Origin of the sequence: Pseudomonas serboccidentalis, assembly GCF_028830055.1 — a bacterium.
Lineage (GTDB): Bacteria > Pseudomonadota > Gammaproteobacteria > Pseudomonadales > Pseudomonadaceae > Aquipseudomonas > Aquipseudomonas serboccidentalis.
Window position 1 is genome coordinate 1517297 of sequence record NZ_CP101655.1, and the last position, 15855, is coordinate 1533151.

Annotated in this window: 15 protein-coding genes; 7 read left to right on the forward strand and 8 right to left on the reverse strand. The window is 61.9% G+C overall.

What is annotated here, in order from left to right; all coding sequences use genetic code 11:
• Positions 1-8: 8 nt before the first annotated feature.
• The 3 genes from rsmB to def are packed head-to-tail and all read right to left on the reverse strand — an operon-like array spanning position 9 to position 2839.
• A complete protein-coding gene (rsmB, locus tag NN484_RS06950) occupies positions 9-1319 on the reverse strand; it encodes a 16S rRNA (cytosine(967)-C(5))-methyltransferase RsmB (protein ID WP_274658780.1) in 1311 nt (436 codons plus the stop codon).
• Positions 1316-2275, reverse strand: a complete 960-nt coding sequence (gene fmt / locus NN484_RS06955) for a methionyl-tRNA formyltransferase (RefSeq protein WP_215500447.1) — start codon at positions 2273-2275, stop codon at positions 1316-1318. The genes rsmB and fmt overlap by 4 nt, the downstream gene beginning before the upstream one ends.
• Positions 2276-2332: 57 nt before the next feature.
• Entirely contained in the window at positions 2333-2839 is a 507-nt protein-coding gene (gene def, locus NN484_RS06960; RefSeq protein WP_027610272.1) for a peptide deformylase, read from the reverse strand.
• 159 nt (positions 2840-2998) lie between these two features.
• Between def and NN484_RS06965 the strand changes: the two genes are divergently transcribed.
• The 4 genes from NN484_RS06965 to NN484_RS06980 all read left to right on the forward strand — a co-directional run bounded on the left by NN484_RS06965 (position 2999) and on the right by NN484_RS06980 (position 6732).
• Positions 2999-4024: a LysM peptidoglycan-binding domain-containing protein gene (locus tag NN484_RS06965; protein ID WP_215500446.1), complete on the forward strand. Its 1026-nt coding sequence runs from the start codon at positions 2999-3001 to the stop codon at positions 4022-4024.
• A gap of 82 nt (positions 4025-4106) precedes the next feature.
• Entirely contained in the window at positions 4107-5204 is a 1098-nt protein-coding gene (dprA, locus tag NN484_RS06970; RefSeq protein WP_274658781.1) for a DNA-processing protein DprA, read from the forward strand.
• Positions 5205-5259: 55 nt separating this feature from the next.
• Positions 5260-5817 (forward strand): L-threonylcarbamoyladenylate synthase type 1 TsaC, encoded by a 558-nt coding sequence (gene tsaC / locus NN484_RS06975; RefSeq protein ID WP_127649466.1) that lies wholly within the window; start codon positions 5260-5262, stop codon positions 5815-5817.
• A gap of 240 nt (positions 5818-6057) precedes the next feature.
• Positions 6058-6732 (forward strand): hypothetical protein, encoded by a 675-nt coding sequence (locus tag NN484_RS06980; RefSeq protein ID WP_215500444.1) that lies wholly within the window; start codon positions 6058-6060, stop codon positions 6730-6732.
• A 64-nt stretch (positions 6733-6796) separates the two neighbouring features.
• Here the strand turns inward: NN484_RS06980 and NN484_RS06985 are convergent, their stop codons facing one another.
• Entirely contained in the window at positions 6797-7774 is a 978-nt protein-coding gene (locus NN484_RS06985; protein ID WP_127649462.1) for a quinone oxidoreductase family protein, read from the reverse strand.
• Between the two features lie 164 nt (positions 7775-7938).
• On the opposite strand from NN484_RS06985, the gene hemF reads away from it, so the two are divergent.
• Both hemF and aroE read left to right on the forward strand, forming a co-directional pair.
• Positions 7939-8853 carry an oxygen-dependent coproporphyrinogen oxidase gene (gene hemF, locus NN484_RS06990; protein WP_215500443.1) on the forward strand — a complete coding sequence of 305 codons (915 nt, stop codon included), beginning with the start codon at positions 7939-7941 and terminating at the stop codon, positions 8851-8853.
• Positions 8854-8862: 9 nt separating this feature from the next.
• A complete protein-coding gene (aroE, locus tag NN484_RS06995; RefSeq protein ID WP_274658782.1) occupies positions 8863-9684 on the forward strand; it encodes a shikimate dehydrogenase in 822 nt (273 codons plus the stop codon).
• Between the two features lie 115 nt (positions 9685-9799).
• Here aroE and NN484_RS07000 read toward each other — a convergent pair whose 3' ends face one another.
• The 3 genes from NN484_RS07000 to betC all read right to left on the reverse strand — a co-directional run bounded on the left by NN484_RS07000 (position 9800) and on the right by betC (position 14024).
• The gene (locus NN484_RS07000) at positions 9800-11368 is read right to left on the reverse strand and encodes a SulP family inorganic anion transporter (protein ID WP_274658783.1); all 1569 of its coding nucleotides are present in this window, start codon (positions 11366-11368) and stop codon (positions 9800-9802) included.
• Positions 11369-11572: 204 nt separating this feature from the next.
• On the reverse strand, positions 11573-12493 hold the full coding sequence (gene choX, locus NN484_RS07005; protein WP_127649454.1) for a choline ABC transporter substrate-binding protein: 921 nt from the start codon (positions 12491-12493) through the stop codon (positions 11573-11575).
• 16 nt (positions 12494-12509) lie between these two features.
• Entirely contained in the window at positions 12510-14024 is a 1515-nt protein-coding gene (betC, locus tag NN484_RS07010) for a choline-sulfatase (RefSeq protein ID WP_274658784.1), read from the reverse strand.
• Positions 14025-14138: 114 nt separating this feature from the next.
• Between betC and NN484_RS07015 the strand changes: the two genes are divergently transcribed.
• Positions 14139-15089 carry a choline sulfate utilization transcriptional regulator gene (locus NN484_RS07015; protein WP_274658785.1) on the forward strand — a complete coding sequence of 317 codons (951 nt, stop codon included), beginning with the start codon at positions 14139-14141 and terminating at the stop codon, positions 15087-15089.
• 82 nt (positions 15090-15171) lie between these two features.
• Here NN484_RS07015 and NN484_RS07020 read toward each other — a convergent pair whose 3' ends face one another.
• Positions 15172-15837 (reverse strand): NAD(P)-dependent oxidoreductase, encoded by a 666-nt coding sequence (locus tag NN484_RS07020; RefSeq protein WP_215500437.1) that lies wholly within the window; start codon positions 15835-15837, stop codon positions 15172-15174.
• Positions 15838-15855: the final 18 nt, after the last annotated feature.

Here is a 15855-nt window from a genome sequence, read left to right on the forward strand (position 1 = left end):
GAATCCGTTTAGCCGCGCGCGGCAGCGATCTTGATCAGCTTGGCGTAGTAGAACCCGTCATGGCCGCCCTGCTGGGCCAGCAATTGGCGACCATGGGGCTGTTTGATCCCGGCCGTGGTCGCCAGGTCCAGTTCGCGGGCACCCGGCGTGCGTTCGAGGAACGCGGCGATGACTTCGGTGTTCTCGGTCGGTAGCGTCGAGCAGGTGGCGTACAGCAGGATGCCGCCGACTTCGAGGGTTTGCCACATCGCGTCGAGCAACTCGCCTTGCAGTTGCGCGAGGGCGACGATGTCGTCCGGCTGACGAGTCAACTTGATGTCCGGATGACGGCGGATTACCCCGGTGGCCGAACACGGTGCGTCGAGCAGAATGCGCTGGAACGGCTTGCCGTCCCACCAGGTCGCGGTATCGCGGCCATCGGCAGCGATCAGCTCGGCACTCAGGCCCAGCCGCTCGAGGTTTTCCTTCACCCGCACCAGTCGCTTGGCTTCCAGATCCACCGCTACCACGCCGGCCAGTGCCGGTTCGGCTTCGAGGATGTGGCAGGTCTTGCCACCCGGGGCGCAGCAGGCATCGAGCACCCGCTGGCCCGGCGCCAGATCGAGCAAATCGGCGGCCAGTTGCGCGGCTTCGTCCTGCACGCTGATCCAGCCTTCGGCGAAACCCGGCAGGCTGCGCACATCGGCGGCGGCTTCGAGAACGATGCCGTCGTGGCTGTAAACGCATGGCGCGGCGGCGATGCCGGCGTCGCTCAGCAAACCGAGGTAAGCATCGCGGCTGTGATGGCGGCGGTTGACCCGCAGAATCATCGGCGGGTGCGCGTTGTTCGCGGCGCAGATCGCTTCCCACTGTTGCGGCCAAAAGGCTTTCAGGGATTTTTGCAGCCAGCGCGGGTGAGCGGTGCGCACTACCGGGTCGCGTTCCAGCTCGGCGAAAATCGTCTCGCTTTCGCGCTGGGCGTTGCGCAGCACGGCATTGAGCAGGCCTTTGGCCCAAGGCTTTTTCAGCTTGTCGGCGCAACCCACGGTTTCACCGATGGCGGCGTGAGCCGGCACGCGGGTGTAGAGCAATTGATAGAGGCCGACCAGCAGCAGCGCTTCGACGTCGGCATCCGCGGCTTTGAACGGCTTTTGCAACAGCTTCTCGGCCAGTGCCGACAGACGTGGCTGCCAGCGCGCGGTGCCAAACGCCAGATCCTGGGTGAAACCGCGATCACGGTCTTCGACCTTGTCCAGTTGCGTCGGCAGCGAACTGTTCAGCGAAGCCTTGCCGCTGAGCACAGCGGCGAGTGCCTTGGCGGCGGCCAGACGCGGGTTCATTGCGCGTCCACCACGGCGCCGAGCACGGTGCCGACGGCGAACTTCTCACGGCGGCTGTTGAACAGGTCGCTGAAGTGCAGCGCCTTGCCGCCGGGCAGTTGCAGGCGGGTCAGGCACAGCGCCTGCTCGCCGCAAGCGACGATCAGGCCGTCCTTGCTGGCGCTGAGCACTTCGCCGGGCGCGCCTTTGCCTTGCGCGAGCGTTGCGGCCAGTACTTTCAGTGCTTCACCGTTGAGGGTGCTGTGGGTGATCGGCCATGGATTGAAGGCGCGGACCAGACGCTCCAGCTCGACCGCAGGGCGGCTCCAGTCGAGGCGCGCTTCGTCTTTGTTCAGCTTGTGGGCGTAGGTGGCGAGTTCGTCGTTCTGTACTTCGCCTTCGAGGGTTCCGGCCGCCAGGCCGGCAATCGCCTGGACCACGGCGGGCGGGCCCATTTCGGCGAGGCGGTCGTGCAGCGTGCCGCCAGTGTCTTGGGCACTGATCGGGGTGACGACCTTGAGCAACATCGGGCCGGTATCCAGGCCCGCTTCCATGCGCATCACGGTTACGCCGCTTTCGGCATCACCGTGTTCCACGGCGCGCTGGATCGGCGCGGCACCGCGCCAGCGAGGCAGCAGCGACGCGTGACTGTTGATGCAGCCCAGGCGCGGAATATCCAGCACCGCTTGCGGCAGGATCAGGCCGTAGGCGACCACCACCATCAAGTCCGGCTTCAGCGCGGCCAGCTCGGCTTGAGCGTCTGCGTTACGCAGAGTCGGCGGCTGTAACACCTGGATATTATTTTCCAGCGCCAACTGTTTAACCGGGCTCGGCATCAGTTTTTGCCCACGACCGGCCGGACGATCCGGTTGGGTGTAGACCGCAACGATCTCGTAAGGGCTGTTCAGCAGGGCCTTGAGGTGCTCGGCGGCGAATTCCGGGGTGCCGGCAAAAACGATGCGCAGTGGCTCAGTCATGAAAGGAGTCTCATAAAAAGAAAAAGGCTTGCCGCAGCAAGCCTTTGAAGAGGGGCATCAAGCGTTCTGGCGATGGAGCTTTTCCAGTTTCTTCTTGATCCGGTCGCGTTTGAGCGTGGACAGGTAATCGACGAACAACTTGCCGTTGAGGTGGTCGCATTCGTGCTGGATGCACACCGCGAGCAGGCCTTCGGCGATCAGTTCGTAGGGCTGGCCGTCGCGGTCCAGCGCCTTGATTTTGACCTTCTGCGGGCGGTCGACGTTTTCGTAGAAACCCGGTACCGAGAGGCAGCCTTCCTGGTACTGATCCATCTCGTCGGTCAGCGATTCGAACTCGGGGTTGATGAACACCCGCGGTTCGGTGCGGTCTTCGGAAAGGTCCATCACGACGATACGTTTGTGCACGTTGACCTGGGTCGCGGCGAGGCCGATGCCTGGCGCTTCATACATTGTTTCAAACATGTCATCGACCAACTGACGCACTTCGTCGTCCACTACAGCCACAGGCTTGGCGATAGTACGCAGACGCGGGTCCGGGAATTCGAGGATGTTTAAAATGGCCATAGGCTGATTGCTGCACGTATTGAGTAAAGTCGGGTCGATGGCCTGGCAGGTCCGAAGATGCAGGCTACCGTTGTGAAGCGTAGCTAATGCATTTTGCAGTAGCGAGCCACGGGGGCTCTGACGGTTCACGCGAACGCACATGATAAAGGGATTCGCTGCATGAGGAAAACACTACTCGCCCTGCTGCTTCTGGCTTCGACCGGTGCTGCGCAAGGGCAAGTGCAACTCAGGGATGGTTTTCCACAGCAATACACCGTGGTTTCGGGAGATACCCTCTGGGACATTTCCGGCAAATACCTGCGCGAGCCGTGGCAGTGGCCACGGCTGTGGCGGGCCAATCCGCAGATTGCAAACCCCAACCTGATCTACCCCGGCGACACGCTGACACTCAGCTACGTCAATGGCCAGCCGCAACTGACCCTCAACCGTGGCGAGTCACGGGGCACGATCAAACTGTCGCCGCGCATTCGCACCAGCCCGGTGGCCGAGGCGATTCCGAGCATTCCGCTGAAATCGATCAACAGTTTTCTGCTGAGCAACCGCATCGTCGACAAGGCCGAAGACTTCGACAAGGCGCCGTACATCGTCGCGGGTGACGCCGAGCGGGTGCTCAGCGGCACGGGTGACCGGATCTTCGCCCGTGGCCATTTCGACCCCAACCAGCCGGTGTACGGCATCTTCCGCCAGGGCAAGGTTTACACCGACCCGCAGACCAAAGAGTTCCTGGGGATCAACGCCGACGATATCGGTGGTGGCGAAATCGTCGCCACCGAAGGCGATGTCGCCACGCTCGCCCTGCAACGCACTACGCAGGAGGTGCGTCTTGGCGACCGCTTGTTCAGCGGCGAAGAGCGCTCGATCAACTCGACCTTCATGCCCAGCGCTCCGAGCACCCAGATCAATGGCTTGATCATCGACGTGCCACGCGGCGTCACCCAGATCGGCGTGATGGACGTGGTCACCCTGAACAAGGGCAAGCGCGATGGCCTGGCCGAAGGCAATGTGTTGGTGGTGATGAAAACCGGGGAAACCGTGCGCGACCGGATCACTGGCCAGCCACTGAAAATTCCTGACGAGCGGGCCGGGTTGCTGATGGTATTCCGCACCTACGACAAGCTCAGTTACGGCCTTGTCCTCAACGCTTCACGCTCGCTGGCGGTGCTCGACAAGGTGCGTAACCCTTAGCAGGCTTAACAAGTTACCAACAGAGTTATCCACAGCTTGTTCCGAATGGTTCGGGACTTATAACGATCAAGGATGATCCACGATGCTGTCTGCCTGTACGTCCGTTTCCCCTGCGGAACTGGAAGCGCGTTTGCGCCTGCACCGTTTGCCGGATGTCGGCCCGAAACGCTTTGCCAAACTGCTCGAAGCCTTTGGCTCAGCATCAAAAGCCATCAGTGCGCCGGCCAGTGCCTGGCGTGCGCTGGGGTTGCCGGCGACGTGTGCCGAAGCTCGGCGCAGCCCCGAAGTGCGCGACGGCGCCAGCCATGCGTTGCGCTGGCTAGAGCGTCCGCACCAGCATTTATTGATGTGGGATCAAGCGGATTACCCGGCGCTGCTGGCGCAGATACCCGACCCGCCGCCGCTGTTGTTCGTGGCCGGGGATCCGCTGATTCTGGAAAAACCGCAACTGGCGATGGTTGGCAGTCGTAGCGCTTCGCGTCCGGGGATGGATACCGCCGCCGCGTTTTCCCGCAGCCTGGCCGGGGCCGGTTTTGTCATCACCAGTGGTCTGGCGCTGGGTATCGATGCGGCCGCCCATCAAGCGGCGCTGGACGTCGGCGGGCAAACCGTCGGAGTGCTCGGCACCGGGCTGGAAAAATTTTATCCACAGCGCAATCGACGACTGGCCGAGGCGATGATCGCTGCCGGCAGTGCGGTGCTTTCGGAGTTTCCTCTGGACGCCGGCCCGACGGCGAGCAACTTTCCGCGGCGCAATCGGATCATCAGCGGTTTGTCCCTCGGCGTGCTGGTGGTCGAGGCGAGTGTCGCCAGCGGTTCGCTGATCACCGCACGGCTGGCGGCGGAACAGGGGCGCGAGGTGTATGCGATTCCCGGCTCGATCCATCACCCCGGTGCGCGCGGTTGTCACCAGTTGATCCGCGACGGTGCGGTGCTGGTGGAAACCATCGAGCACATCCTCGAAGCCCTGCGCGGCTGGCAGCATTTGCCATTATCCACAGACTCGCCGAACACCGATCATCCCTTGCTGAACCTGCTGCATGCCGCGCCGCACACCAGTGAGGCGTTGGCCGATAGCAGCGGCTGGGCGTTGCCCAAAGTTCTGGCAGCGCTCACCGAGCTGGAAATGGAGGGCCGTGCGGTGTGCGAAAACGGTCGCTGGCTGGCCAGGACACGCTAGGTTTTACAGGGAAGATCGGTAAACTGCGCAAAACCTGTTTGCGGAGAGTTTTTTCATGGTCAACAGTTGGCGTGTGCAACAAGCCGCACGAGAGATTCGCGCCGGGGCGGTGATTGCCTATCCAACCGAAGCCGTCTGGGGGCTGGGTTGCGACCCGTGGAACGAAGAGGCGGTGGATCGGCTCTTGGCGATCAAGAACCGTTCGGTGGACAAGGGCCTGATCCTGGTCGCCGACAACATCCGTCAGTTCGATTTCCTGTTCGAAGACTTCCCGCAAGAGTGGATCGACCGCATGTCCAGCACCTGGCCGGGGCCGAATACCTGGCTGGTGCCGCATCAGAACCTGTTGCCGGAGTGGGTGACAGGCGTGCACGACACCGTGGCTCTACGGGTCAGCGATCACCCGCAGGTCCGCGATCTGTGCTCGATGGTCGGGCCGCTGATCTCGACCTCGGCCAACCCGCAGGGGCGTCCGGCGGCGCGCACGCGGTTGCGCGTCGAGCAGTATTTTCGTGGGCAGATCGACCTGATCCTCGGCGGGCAACTGGGCGGGCGCAAGAACCCCAGCGTGATCCGTGATCTGGTGACCGGCAAGGTCATTCGTCCCGACTGATTCCGCCTGAAACGATTGCAATGTGAGTACTCCTCGGCCTGATGGCGAGGAGTCCTACGCGTGCCTGCGATTTATCCTGCAGCAGGGCTTGTTCGCGTGTCGGAAAAGTCGCTAACTGCCCGTATTCATTGACTTTTCCCACCTGATTATCAGACCTCCTTCCGTGGCGGAATTGCCAAAAGCAACCATCCTTTCCCTGCACTCGAAACACTTCGATAAGTTAAGGTCTGCGGAGAAAGAATGGACACTACGGATTTGCAACTCACGGATTACCTGCAGGCGCTTCAGGTGACGCTGAAGAGTCACCATGATGGTTGCCGTATCGTGATGCTTGAAGCGGGGGCGGATACCCAGGAGTTCGATCGGTTTATCGATCGGCAATTTCGACTTCGACTGCAGCACTACATGCTGACGTCGCGGGCGCGGATGCTCGAAACCAAACTGGCAATCAGGTCGCGCAGTACGCATTTTCTGCTGTATCGGCACGATCAGCTGCTGGCGGTATTGAGGGCGACTCCGGCGCCGTTCGAATGGGTATCGCTGGCGCAGCAACATGTTTCTCCGACCGTGGCGTTGTCGCGCCATGTCGAATTCAGTCGCTTGATCTCGTACTCGACCAATCAACTGCCCATCGCGGTCAACGGTCTGCTGGCGGCCGCTGTCGAGTGGGCAATAAAACGTGGTTATCAGGGCGTCACCGCGCTGTGCAGGTCACAACAGCTGCGCTTTTACCAGCGTTTCGGCCTGATGCCGATCGCTTCCAATCCTTTGCATATCGAACAGCGCGCACGCGGTGATTACTGGGTGTTGTCCGCCGAATGGCGACAGATCCTGGCGGCGGTTCAACAGCCTGATCAGGCCACGGTTGGCCATCTGGTGCAAAAACCGCTGGTGTGTCATCCGCCGGGTTTCTGAAGGTGTTCGAACTGTCTTGCCAGCCTGGTTCTGAAACCCTGACTGGCAAGATGCCGAGGGTTTATCAGGGCAGCAGGATGGTCGAGCCGGTGGTGCGCCGCGCCGACAGTTCGGTCTGCGCCTTCGCCGCATCAGCCAGTGAGTAACGCTGGCTGATGTCGACCTTGATCTTGCCGCTGATGATCATCTCGAACAGCTCGTCGGCCATGCGCTGCAGGTTTTCGGCGTTGTTGGCGTAGGTCGCCAGGGTCGGGCGGGTCACGTACAGCGAACCCTTGGCCGCAAGAATCCCCAGATTCACTCCGTCCACCGCACCGGAGGCATTGCCGAAGCTCACCACCAGGCCGCGCGGCGCCACGCTGTCGAGCGAGGTCAGCCAGGTGTCCTTGCCGACGCCGTCGTACACCACCGGGACTTTCTTGCCATCGGTCAGCTCCAGCACCCGCTGCGCGACGTTTTCATGGCTGTAGTCGATGGTCGCCCAGGCGCCGTTGGCCTTGGCCAGATCGGCTTTTTCCTTCGAGCTGACGGTGCCGATCAGTTTTACGCCCAGTGCCTTGGCCCATTGGCAGGCCAGCGAACCGACGCCTCCGGCTGCCGCGTGGAACAGAATGGTTTCGCCAGCCTTGAGGTCATAGGTCTGGCGCAACAGGTACTGCACGGTGAGGCCCTTGAGCATGACCCCGGCTGCGGTGTCGAAGCTGATCTCGTCCGGCAGCTTCACCAGATTGGCTTCGGGCAGGACGTGCAACTCGCTGTAGGCGCCCAATGGGCCGCTGCCGTACGCCACGCGGTCACCAACCTTGAACCGGGTGACGTCGCTGCCCACCGCATCGACGATGCCGGCGCCTTCAGCGCCGAGGCCGGATGGCAAGGCTGGCGGTGCATACAGACCGCTGCGGTAATAGGTGTCGATGAAGTTCAGGCCGATCGCCTTGTTCGCCACCCGTACCTGATTCGGGCCGGGTGCGGCAGGTTCGTAGTCAACATACTCGAGCACTTCGGGACCGCCGTGGGCGCGGAACTGGATACGCTTTGCCATCTGCCTGCTCTCCTTGGGTCGATTGCGAGCCCCCTATCCAACTCCCCTGCTTGATCTTCGTCAACTGCGGCGCGCGGGTCTGCGGTGTTATGCTACGCGCCCATTTGCGCCGACCCCCGCCTGCGGGGCGCCCGCGTAGCTATGCCCTGATTCAAGGTGAAGCCATGACGACCCGCACCGACGCCGTAAAGGCCTATCTGCTCGACCTGCAAGACCGCATCTGCGCCGCACTGGAAACCGAAGATGGCGGCACGCGCTTCGTCGAAGACGCCTGGGCCCGGCCTGCCGGCGGTGGTGGTCGTACTCGCGTGATCGAAAACGGCACGGTGATCGAAAAGGGTGGCGTCAACTTTTCTCACGTGTTCGGCAGCGGCCTGCCGCCGTCGGCCAGCGCCCATCGCCCGGAGCTGGCGGGACGCGGCTTCGAAGCCCTCGGTGTGTCGCTGGTGATTCACCCGCACAACCCGCATGTACCGACGTCCCACGCCAACGTGCGCTTTTTCATCGCCGAAAAGGAAGGTGAAGAGCCGGTCTGGTGGTTTGGTGGTGGCTTCGACCTGACCCCGTACTACGGCAACGAAGAAGACTGCATCCACTGGCACCGCGTTGCCGAACAGGCCTGCGCGCCGTTCGGGCCGGACGTCTACCCGCGTTACAAGGCCTGGTGCGACACCTACTTCCACATCAAGCATCGCCATGAACCGCGCGGCATCGGCGGCCTGTTCTTCGATGACCTGAACGAGTGGGACTTCGACACCAGTTTCGCCTTCATGCGTGCCATTGGCGACGCCTACATCGACGCTTACCTGCCCATCGTGCAGCGCCGCAAGCATGATGCGTTCACCGCCAAACAGCGTGAATTCCAGGAATTCCGCCGTGGCCGCTACGTCGAGTTCAACCTGGTGTATGACCGCGGCACCCTGTTCGGTCTGCAGTCGGGCGGGCGTACCGAGTCGATCCTCATGTCGCTGCCGCCGCAAGTGCGCTGGGCCTACGACTTCAAAGCCGAGCCCGGCAGCGAAGAAGCGCGCCTGACCGACTACTTCCTGCAAGATCGCGACTGGCTGGCCCAGGCCTGAGGACTGCTGATGGATCGTTACGTCGTTTTCGGTAACCCGATCGGCCACAGCAAGTCGCCGATGATTCACAAACTGTTCGCCGAGCAGACCGGGCAACGCCTCGACTACAGCACGCTACTGGCGCCACTCGACGACTTTAGCGGCTGCGCCACGGCGTTCTTCCAGGAAGGTCGCGGCGCCAACGTTACCGTGCCGTTCAAGGAAGACGCCTATCGTCTGGCCAACAGCCTGACCGCCCGTGCGCAACGGGCCGGTGCGGTGAACACCTTGAGCAAACTCGCCGATGGCTCGCTGCTCGGTGACAACACCGATGGCGCCGGGCTGGTGCGCGACCTGACGGTGAACGCCGGGTTCAGCCTGACCGGCAAACGCATCCTGCTGCTTGGTGCCGGTGGCGCAGTGCGTGGCGCGCTGGAGCCGTTGCTGGCGGAAAAACCGGCGTCGGTGATCATCGCCAACCGCACGGTGGACAAGGCCGAGCTGCTGGCCGAGTTGTTCTGTGATCTGGGGCCGGTGGCGGCCAGTGGTTTCGACTGGTTGCGGGAGCCGGTGGACGTGATCATCAACGCCACCTCGGCCAGCCTGACCGGCGAGGTGCCGCCGATTGCACCGAGCCTGATCGAGCCGGGCCAGACCCTGTGCTACGACATGATGTATGGCAAAGAGCCGACCGCGTTCTGCCGGTGGGCCAGTGAGCATGGCGCAGCGGTGGTGATGGATGGTCTGGGGATGCTGGCCGAGCAGGCCGCCGAGGCGTTTTTCCTCTGGCGCGGCGTGCGCCCGGATACGGCGCCGGTACTGGCCGAGCTACGTCGCCAGCTAGCGCAATAATCCTTGTAGGAGTGAGCCTGCTCGCGATAGCGGAGTGTCAGACACAAATGTTTCAACTGATACTCCGCTATCGCGAGCAGGCTCACTCCTACAGGGGTATGCGGTGTTTATTGGATCAATCCTCAAACCGGATCGGGCATTTCTCCGGCCCTTCCAGCTTGCGCAGCTCCTCCACCACCTGCGGCCGTGCCCGGCGCAGGGTCAGGCTGCGATCCTGGCGCAGCAAGCGCCGCGCTTCCTGGTGCAGCATCTCCACTCCCGAATAGTCGATGAAGTTGATGTGCTGCGCATCGATCACCACCCGTGTGCCGTGTAGCCGTTGCAGACGCACTTGCAGGTAATGGCTGGCGCCGAAGAAGATCGAGCCGCCGACCCGCAGTACGTCGTCTTCGCCATCGCGCCAATGCTGAACCCGCGGTTGCGAAGTGCGCTTGAGGTAGAAGAACAGCGAGGCCAGCACTCCGGCATAAATCGCCGTCTGCAACTCCAGCAGCAAGGTGGCGAGGCAAGTCAGAGCCATGACCACGAATTCGGCGTGGCTGACCCGCAGCAACGAACGGATCCCGCGATGATCCACCAGTCCCCAGGCGATCAACAGAATGCTCCCGGCCATGGCCGGAATCGGAATGTGCGAAATCAGTCCGGCGCCGAAAATCGCGAACAGCGCGACCCAGATCGCCGAAAACACCCCGGCCAGCGGCGAGCAGGCGCCCGCTTCGTAACTCAGGCCGGAACGGGTGAACGAGCCGGCCGACAACGATCCAGAGAAGAACGCGCCGACGATATTCGACAAACCCTGTGCGCGAACTTCCTGATTGGCGTCGAGCAACTGCTGCGAACGTGCAGCAATCGAGCGGGCAATCGAAAGACTGGTGACCAGACCGAGCATGCCCACCGCCACGGCACTCGGCAGCAAGCGCAGAATCAGATCCAGATCCAGCGGCAGCGCACTGAACGGCGGCAAACGCCCGACAAAGGCGCTGACAAGATGCACATGGCCGAACATCGACGGCCATAACCACACCACCGCACTGCCCAGCACCAGCGTTATCAACAGGGTCGGCCAACGTGGCAGCAGTTGTTTGAGCACGAAACCGACGACCACCGTGGTCACGCCCAACACCAGCGAAGGCTTATCCACAGCCCGCAGGTGCTGCAGCAGATCCATCAGACTGGCCAGTGCCGTGGCTTTCGCCGGCAGATCCAGCCCCAGCAGGTTCGGCAACTGGCCGATGGCAATCACCACCGCCGCGCCGAGGGTGAACCCCAGCACCACTGAATGCGAGACGAAATTCACCAAAGCCCCGAAGCGCAGCAAACCGAGCAGCCATTGGAAGATCCCGGCGAGCAAGGTCAGCAACAGGATCAGCATGATGTAGTCCTGCGACGCGGGCACGGCCAGCGGGCTGACGCTGGCGTAGAGCACAATCGAAATCGCCGCAGTCGGGCCGCAGATCAGGTGCCATGACGAACCCCACAGGCAGGCGATCAATACCGGGATGATCGCGGCGTAGAGGCCGTACTCGGGTGGGAGGCCGGCGATCAGGGCGTAGGCGATCGACTGCGGTAAGGCGAGAATCGCGCCGCTCAGGCCAACGACCAGATCCCGTCCAACGCTGGCGCGGGTTTGCCGGGGCAGCCAGTTCAGGAAAGGGAAGAGTGAGTGGCGACTGGGGAAGGCCATGGGGGCTCGCGGTTGAGTTTTGCGAAAGATTAACAGAGGACGACACAGACATTGTGGTGAGGGGGCTTGCCCCCGTTGGGTGGCGCAGCCACCCCTGAATCAGGACAGGTATTCAGTCTGTCAGACCTTATTGTGCGCTTTGGGAGGGCTTCGCCCTCCAACGGGGGCAAGCCCCCTCGCCACAGAGGAACTGCAGGAACTGGATCAGAGCTTGGCTTTCACCGCCGCCAACGCTTCTTTGCCATCGGCAGTTTTGACCCCGTCCAGCCATTTATCCAGTACCGCCGGATTGGCCTTGATCCACGCCTTCACCGCATCGGCATTGCTGACCTTCTTGTTCACCACCTCAGCCATGATGCTGTTCTCCATTTCCTGGGTGAATGACAGGTTGCTCAGCAACTTGCCCACATTCGGGCAGGCCTCGGCGTAGCCCTTGCGCGTCAGGGTGAACACGCTGCCGGTGTCGCCGAAATACTTCTCGCCGCCCTTCAGGTAATGCATCTTCAACTGCACGTTCATCGGGTGCGGGGTCCAGCCGAGGAAGGTGACGAATTTCTGTTTCTTCACCGCCCGCGAAACTTCGGCGAGCATCGCCTGCTCGCTGGACTCGATCAGCTTCCACTGACCGAGGTCGAAGTCGTTCTTCTTGATGATCTCCTGCAGCGAGATGTTCGCAGGCGCGCCGGAACCGATGCCGTAGATCTTCTTGTCGAATTTGTCGGCGTATTTGTTCAGGTCGGCAAAGTTGTGCACACCGGCGTCCCACACGTAGTCCGGTACCGCCAGGGTGAATTCGGTGCCGTCGAGGTTCTTCGCCAGTTGCGTCACGTCGCCGGTGGCGACGAATTTGTCGTAGAAGCCCTGCTGCGCCGGCATCCAGTTACCGAGGAACACATCGACCTGACCGTCCTTCAAGCCGCCGAAGGTGATCGGCACCGCGAGGGTGTCGACCTTGGCCTTGTAGCCCATGCCGTCGAGCAAAAAACCGGCGATGGCGTTGGTTGCGGCGATGTCGCTCCAGCCCGGATCGGCCATTTTCACCGTTTCGCAGCTTTGCTCGGCGAATGCCGAGGCGCTGCCCAGGGCCAGCAGGCCAATCGTCAGTGCTGTGGATAACTTGCGCATGGACTTCCCCTTAACATTATTGGTTTTGGCAGGGTTGTGGATAACGGGCCTTGCGCTCCAGATCGTCGAGGTCGATGTGGTTGCGCATGTACTGCTGACTGGCGTCCACCAGCGGCTGGTGATCCCAGCTCTTCAGCTTGCCGAGGGTCAGCGCCTCGGCAACAAAACGACGGCGACGCTGGCTGGCGAGCACATCGCGGTGGATCGCCGAAATGTCCCACTTGGCTCGCGCTTCGGCGAGAAAATCGTCGAACAGTGGGCGATATTGCGGCGACTGGCTGAGTTCTTCGCATTCACGCGGATCGTTGTGCACGTCGAAGAGCAGACAAGGGTCGCTTTCACTGTAGATAAATTTGTACGCACCGCGCCGGATCATCATCAACGGGCTGATCGTGCCTTCGGCCATGTATTCGCCAAACACTTCGTCGTGTCCGCCCTGCCCTTGCAGATGCGCTACCAGTGAACGCCCATCCAGCGGCAGGCCTGGTTCCAGGGTGCCACCGGCCAGCTCGACAAAGGTCGGTAACAGGTCGGCAGTGGACACGGCGGCGCTGACCCGGGAGGCGGCGAACTGCCCCGGTGCACTGATCAGCAGTGGCACCCGCGCGGCCATCTCAAACCAGTGCATTTTGTACCAGAGGCCCTTCTCGCCAAGCATGTCGCCGTGGTCACCGGAGAAGACAATGATGGTGTCATCGATCAACCCGGTTTCATCGAGGGTTTGCAGGAGTTTGCCGACGTTGGCGTCGATATAGCTGCACGCCCCGAAGTACGCCCGGCGTGCGTCGCGGATCTTATCCACAGGCAATGGCTTATCCCACAGGTCGTAGACCTTGAGCAGGCGTTGCGAGTGGGGATCGAGGGAATGTTGATCCGGGGTTGTCGGCAGAGGGATGTCATTGTCGTCATACAAATCCCAGAACGCCTTGGGAATCGTGTACGGGTCGTGTGGGTGGGTCATCGACACGGTCAGGCAGAACGGCTGGTCGCCGTCCTCGCGGATATGGTCGAACAGATACTGCTGAGCCCTGAACACCACCTCTTCATCGAAGTCGAGCTGATTGGTGCGCACGCACGGCCCTGCCTGCAGTACCGAGGACATGTTGTGATACCAGCTCGGGCGCACGTCCGGTTCGTCCCAGTTCACCGCCCAGCCGTAGTCGGCCGGGTAGATATCGCTGGTCAGGCGTTCTTCATAGCCGTGCAGTTGATCCGGGCCGCAGAAATGCATCTTGCCCGACAGCGCGGTGCGGTAGCCGAGGCGACGCAGGTAGTGGGCGTAGGTCGGAATGTCGGCGGGGAAATCGGCGGCGTTGTCGTAGGCGCCGATCTTGCTCGGCAACTGGCCGCTGACCAAGGTGAAGCGCGACGGCGCGCACAACGGACTGTTGCAGTAAGCGGCATCGAACACCACGCCTTGCGCAGCGAGGCGCGAAAGATTCGGCAGTTTGATCGGCGAGGGGCCGTAGATCGGCAACATTGGCGCGGCCATTTGATCGGCCATGATGAAAAGAATGTTCTTGCGCTTCATGTGATCGCGGCATTCCATAGTGAATATTTATGCGACATTGCTGCGATCGAGCATGGAGTCCATGCTCTGTCGGGTAAAGCCCGCGCCGGACAATGACTAGGATAAGCACAGCTTATGTATGAAGCCCTCGGTAATCTGTCCCTCGATCTGTTGCGTGCTTTCGAAGCGGCGGCGCGCCATCGCAGCTTTACCGCTGCGGCGGTAGAGCTTGGCACCACGCAGCCGGCGATCAGCCAACAGATCAAGCGTCTGGAAGAACAACTGGGGGCGCGGCTGTTTGACCGGATCTACCGGGGCATCGAACTGACCGAGGGCGGGACCCTTCTGTTCGAGCAGGTTCAGCTCGGTTTGCAGCATATCGATGCAGGGTTGAGCGCGATCAGCACACAACAGCAGCATGAGGTGTTGCAGGTCGCCACCGACTTCGCCTTTGCTGCGTACTGGCTGATGCCGCGCCTGCATCGCTTCCACGAAGCCAATCCGCAGGTCGACGTCAGCCTGGTGACCAGCGAACGCAACCACAACATGCTGCGCACCGACATCGATGTCGCAATCTTGTTTGGCGACGGGCGCTTCAAGCAGGGCGAAAGCCATTGGCTGTTCAGCGAAGAAGTGTTCCCGGTGTGCAGCCCGCAATTGCTCAAGGACCGGCCCCTGCCCTTGCCCGCCCAGGCGTTGCTGGAGTTTCCGCTGCTGCACCTGCGCGGTGAAAACAGCAGCAACTGGTTTGACTGGAGCGGACTGTTCCGCGAACTGGGCATCACTACCCCGCCGGCACCCGGGCAATTGCGTTTCGACAATTACACGCTGTTGATTCAAGCGGCGATTGGCGGCCAGGGTGTCGCCATCGGCTGGCGGCACCTTGTGGATAACTTGCTGAGCCAGGGCTTGCTGTGCCGGCCTATCGCCGAGACCACCCTGTCGCGTCTGGGGTATTACGTGGTGCTGCCGCAACGCAAACGTCGTGGTGCGTTGATTCAACAGTTTGTCGACTGGTTGATGGCCGAGCAGACCAGCAGCGCCGAATCCCTGACGGGCATGGCGCTCCCGTCGATTGCGGTTTGAAGATCAAAAGATCGCAGCCTGCGGCAGCTCCTACATGGAGTCGCACTTCAACCCGTAGGAGCTGCCGAAGGCTGCGATCTTTTTACGTATCTGACGTCGCCACAAAATTAACATGCTGCCCGACATGCAGATTCAGCCGCAGCTCATCGGCAATCCCCACCGCGACCCGGTTCAGCCGTTCCAGCGGTTCCGCCAGCCCCGGCTCAAGATTGCCGCCGACCTGGCTGAAATGCTCGATGGTCAGCCCCGCTACACCGTGTGGCGCGTTCACCAGCGTCCATTGCAGTGGGCTGCTTTGCAGGGCTTCGCGGATTTCTTCGGCGGCGTGGCGTTGCAGCCCGTCATCCAGATCCGGTTCGTCGAGGACGGCAAAATTCCCTACCAGAAACAGCCGTGACACGTTGGCCGCCTGCAGGCCGTCGACCAACGCATCGACTGCCAGCACCTGTTCCACCGGCCCGAGCACCACGGACCGCTCCACATGGTCGCTGCTGAACGGCAGGCCCGGCGCGTCCAGCAGACAGATCACCGCCGAGCTGCCCGCTACGCTTTGATTGACCCGCTCGGCGTCGAACAGATCGCCGCTCTTGGTGCGCAGGCCGGGACGTGGCGCGAGCACGTTCAAATCGTCGAGAATCGCGATGACTTCGTGCTGCCTGCGCAGCAATTCAGCCATCAACGCGCCGCCCAGGCTGGCCATGGCACCATACAGCACCACTTTCACCGTCGGGGTTTCGGCATTTTTCATGGCTGAGCTCCTGTTCCT

Coding starts and splice junctions, on each gene's coding strand:
- rsmB (WP_274658780.1), bottom strand. CDS start 1,319: ATGAACCCGCGTCTGGCCGCCGCCAAGGCACTCGCCGCTGTGCTCAGC.
- fmt (WP_215500447.1), bottom strand. CDS start 2,275: ATGACTGAGCCACTGCGCATCGTTTTTGCCGGCACCCCGGAATTCGCC.
- def (WP_027610272.1), bottom strand. CDS start 2,839: ATGGCCATTTTAAACATCCTCGAATTCCCGGACCCGCGTCTGCGTACT.
- NN484_RS06965 (WP_215500446.1), top strand. CDS start 2,999: ATGAGGAAAACACTACTCGCCCTGCTGCTTCTGGCTTCGACCGGTGCT.
- dprA (WP_274658781.1), top strand. CDS start 4,107: ATGCTGTCTGCCTGTACGTCCGTTTCCCCTGCGGAACTGGAAGCGCGT.
- tsaC (WP_127649466.1), top strand. CDS start 5,260: ATGGTCAACAGTTGGCGTGTGCAACAAGCCGCACGAGAGATTCGCGCC.
- NN484_RS06980 (WP_215500444.1), top strand. CDS start 6,058: ATGGACACTACGGATTTGCAACTCACGGATTACCTGCAGGCGCTTCAG.
- NN484_RS06985 (WP_127649462.1), bottom strand. CDS start 7,774: ATGGCAAAGCGTATCCAGTTCCGCGCCCACGGCGGTCCCGAAGTGCTC.
- hemF (WP_215500443.1), top strand. CDS start 7,939: ATGACGACCCGCACCGACGCCGTAAAGGCCTATCTGCTCGACCTGCAA.
- aroE (WP_274658782.1), top strand. CDS start 8,863: ATGGATCGTTACGTCGTTTTCGGTAACCCGATCGGCCACAGCAAGTCG.
- NN484_RS07000 (WP_274658783.1), bottom strand. CDS start 11,368: ATGGCCTTCCCCAGTCGCCACTCACTCTTCCCTTTCCTGAACTGGCTG.
- choX (WP_127649454.1), bottom strand. CDS start 12,493: ATGCGCAAGTTATCCACAGCACTGACGATTGGCCTGCTGGCCCTGGGC.
- betC (WP_274658784.1), bottom strand. CDS start 14,024: ATGAAGCGCAAGAACATTCTTTTCATCATGGCCGATCAAATGGCCGCG.
- NN484_RS07015 (WP_274658785.1), top strand. CDS start 14,139: ATGTATGAAGCCCTCGGTAATCTGTCCCTCGATCTGTTGCGTGCTTTC.
- NN484_RS07020 (WP_215500437.1), bottom strand. CDS start 15,837: ATGAAAAATGCCGAAACCCCGACGGTGAAAGTGGTGCTGTATGGTGCC.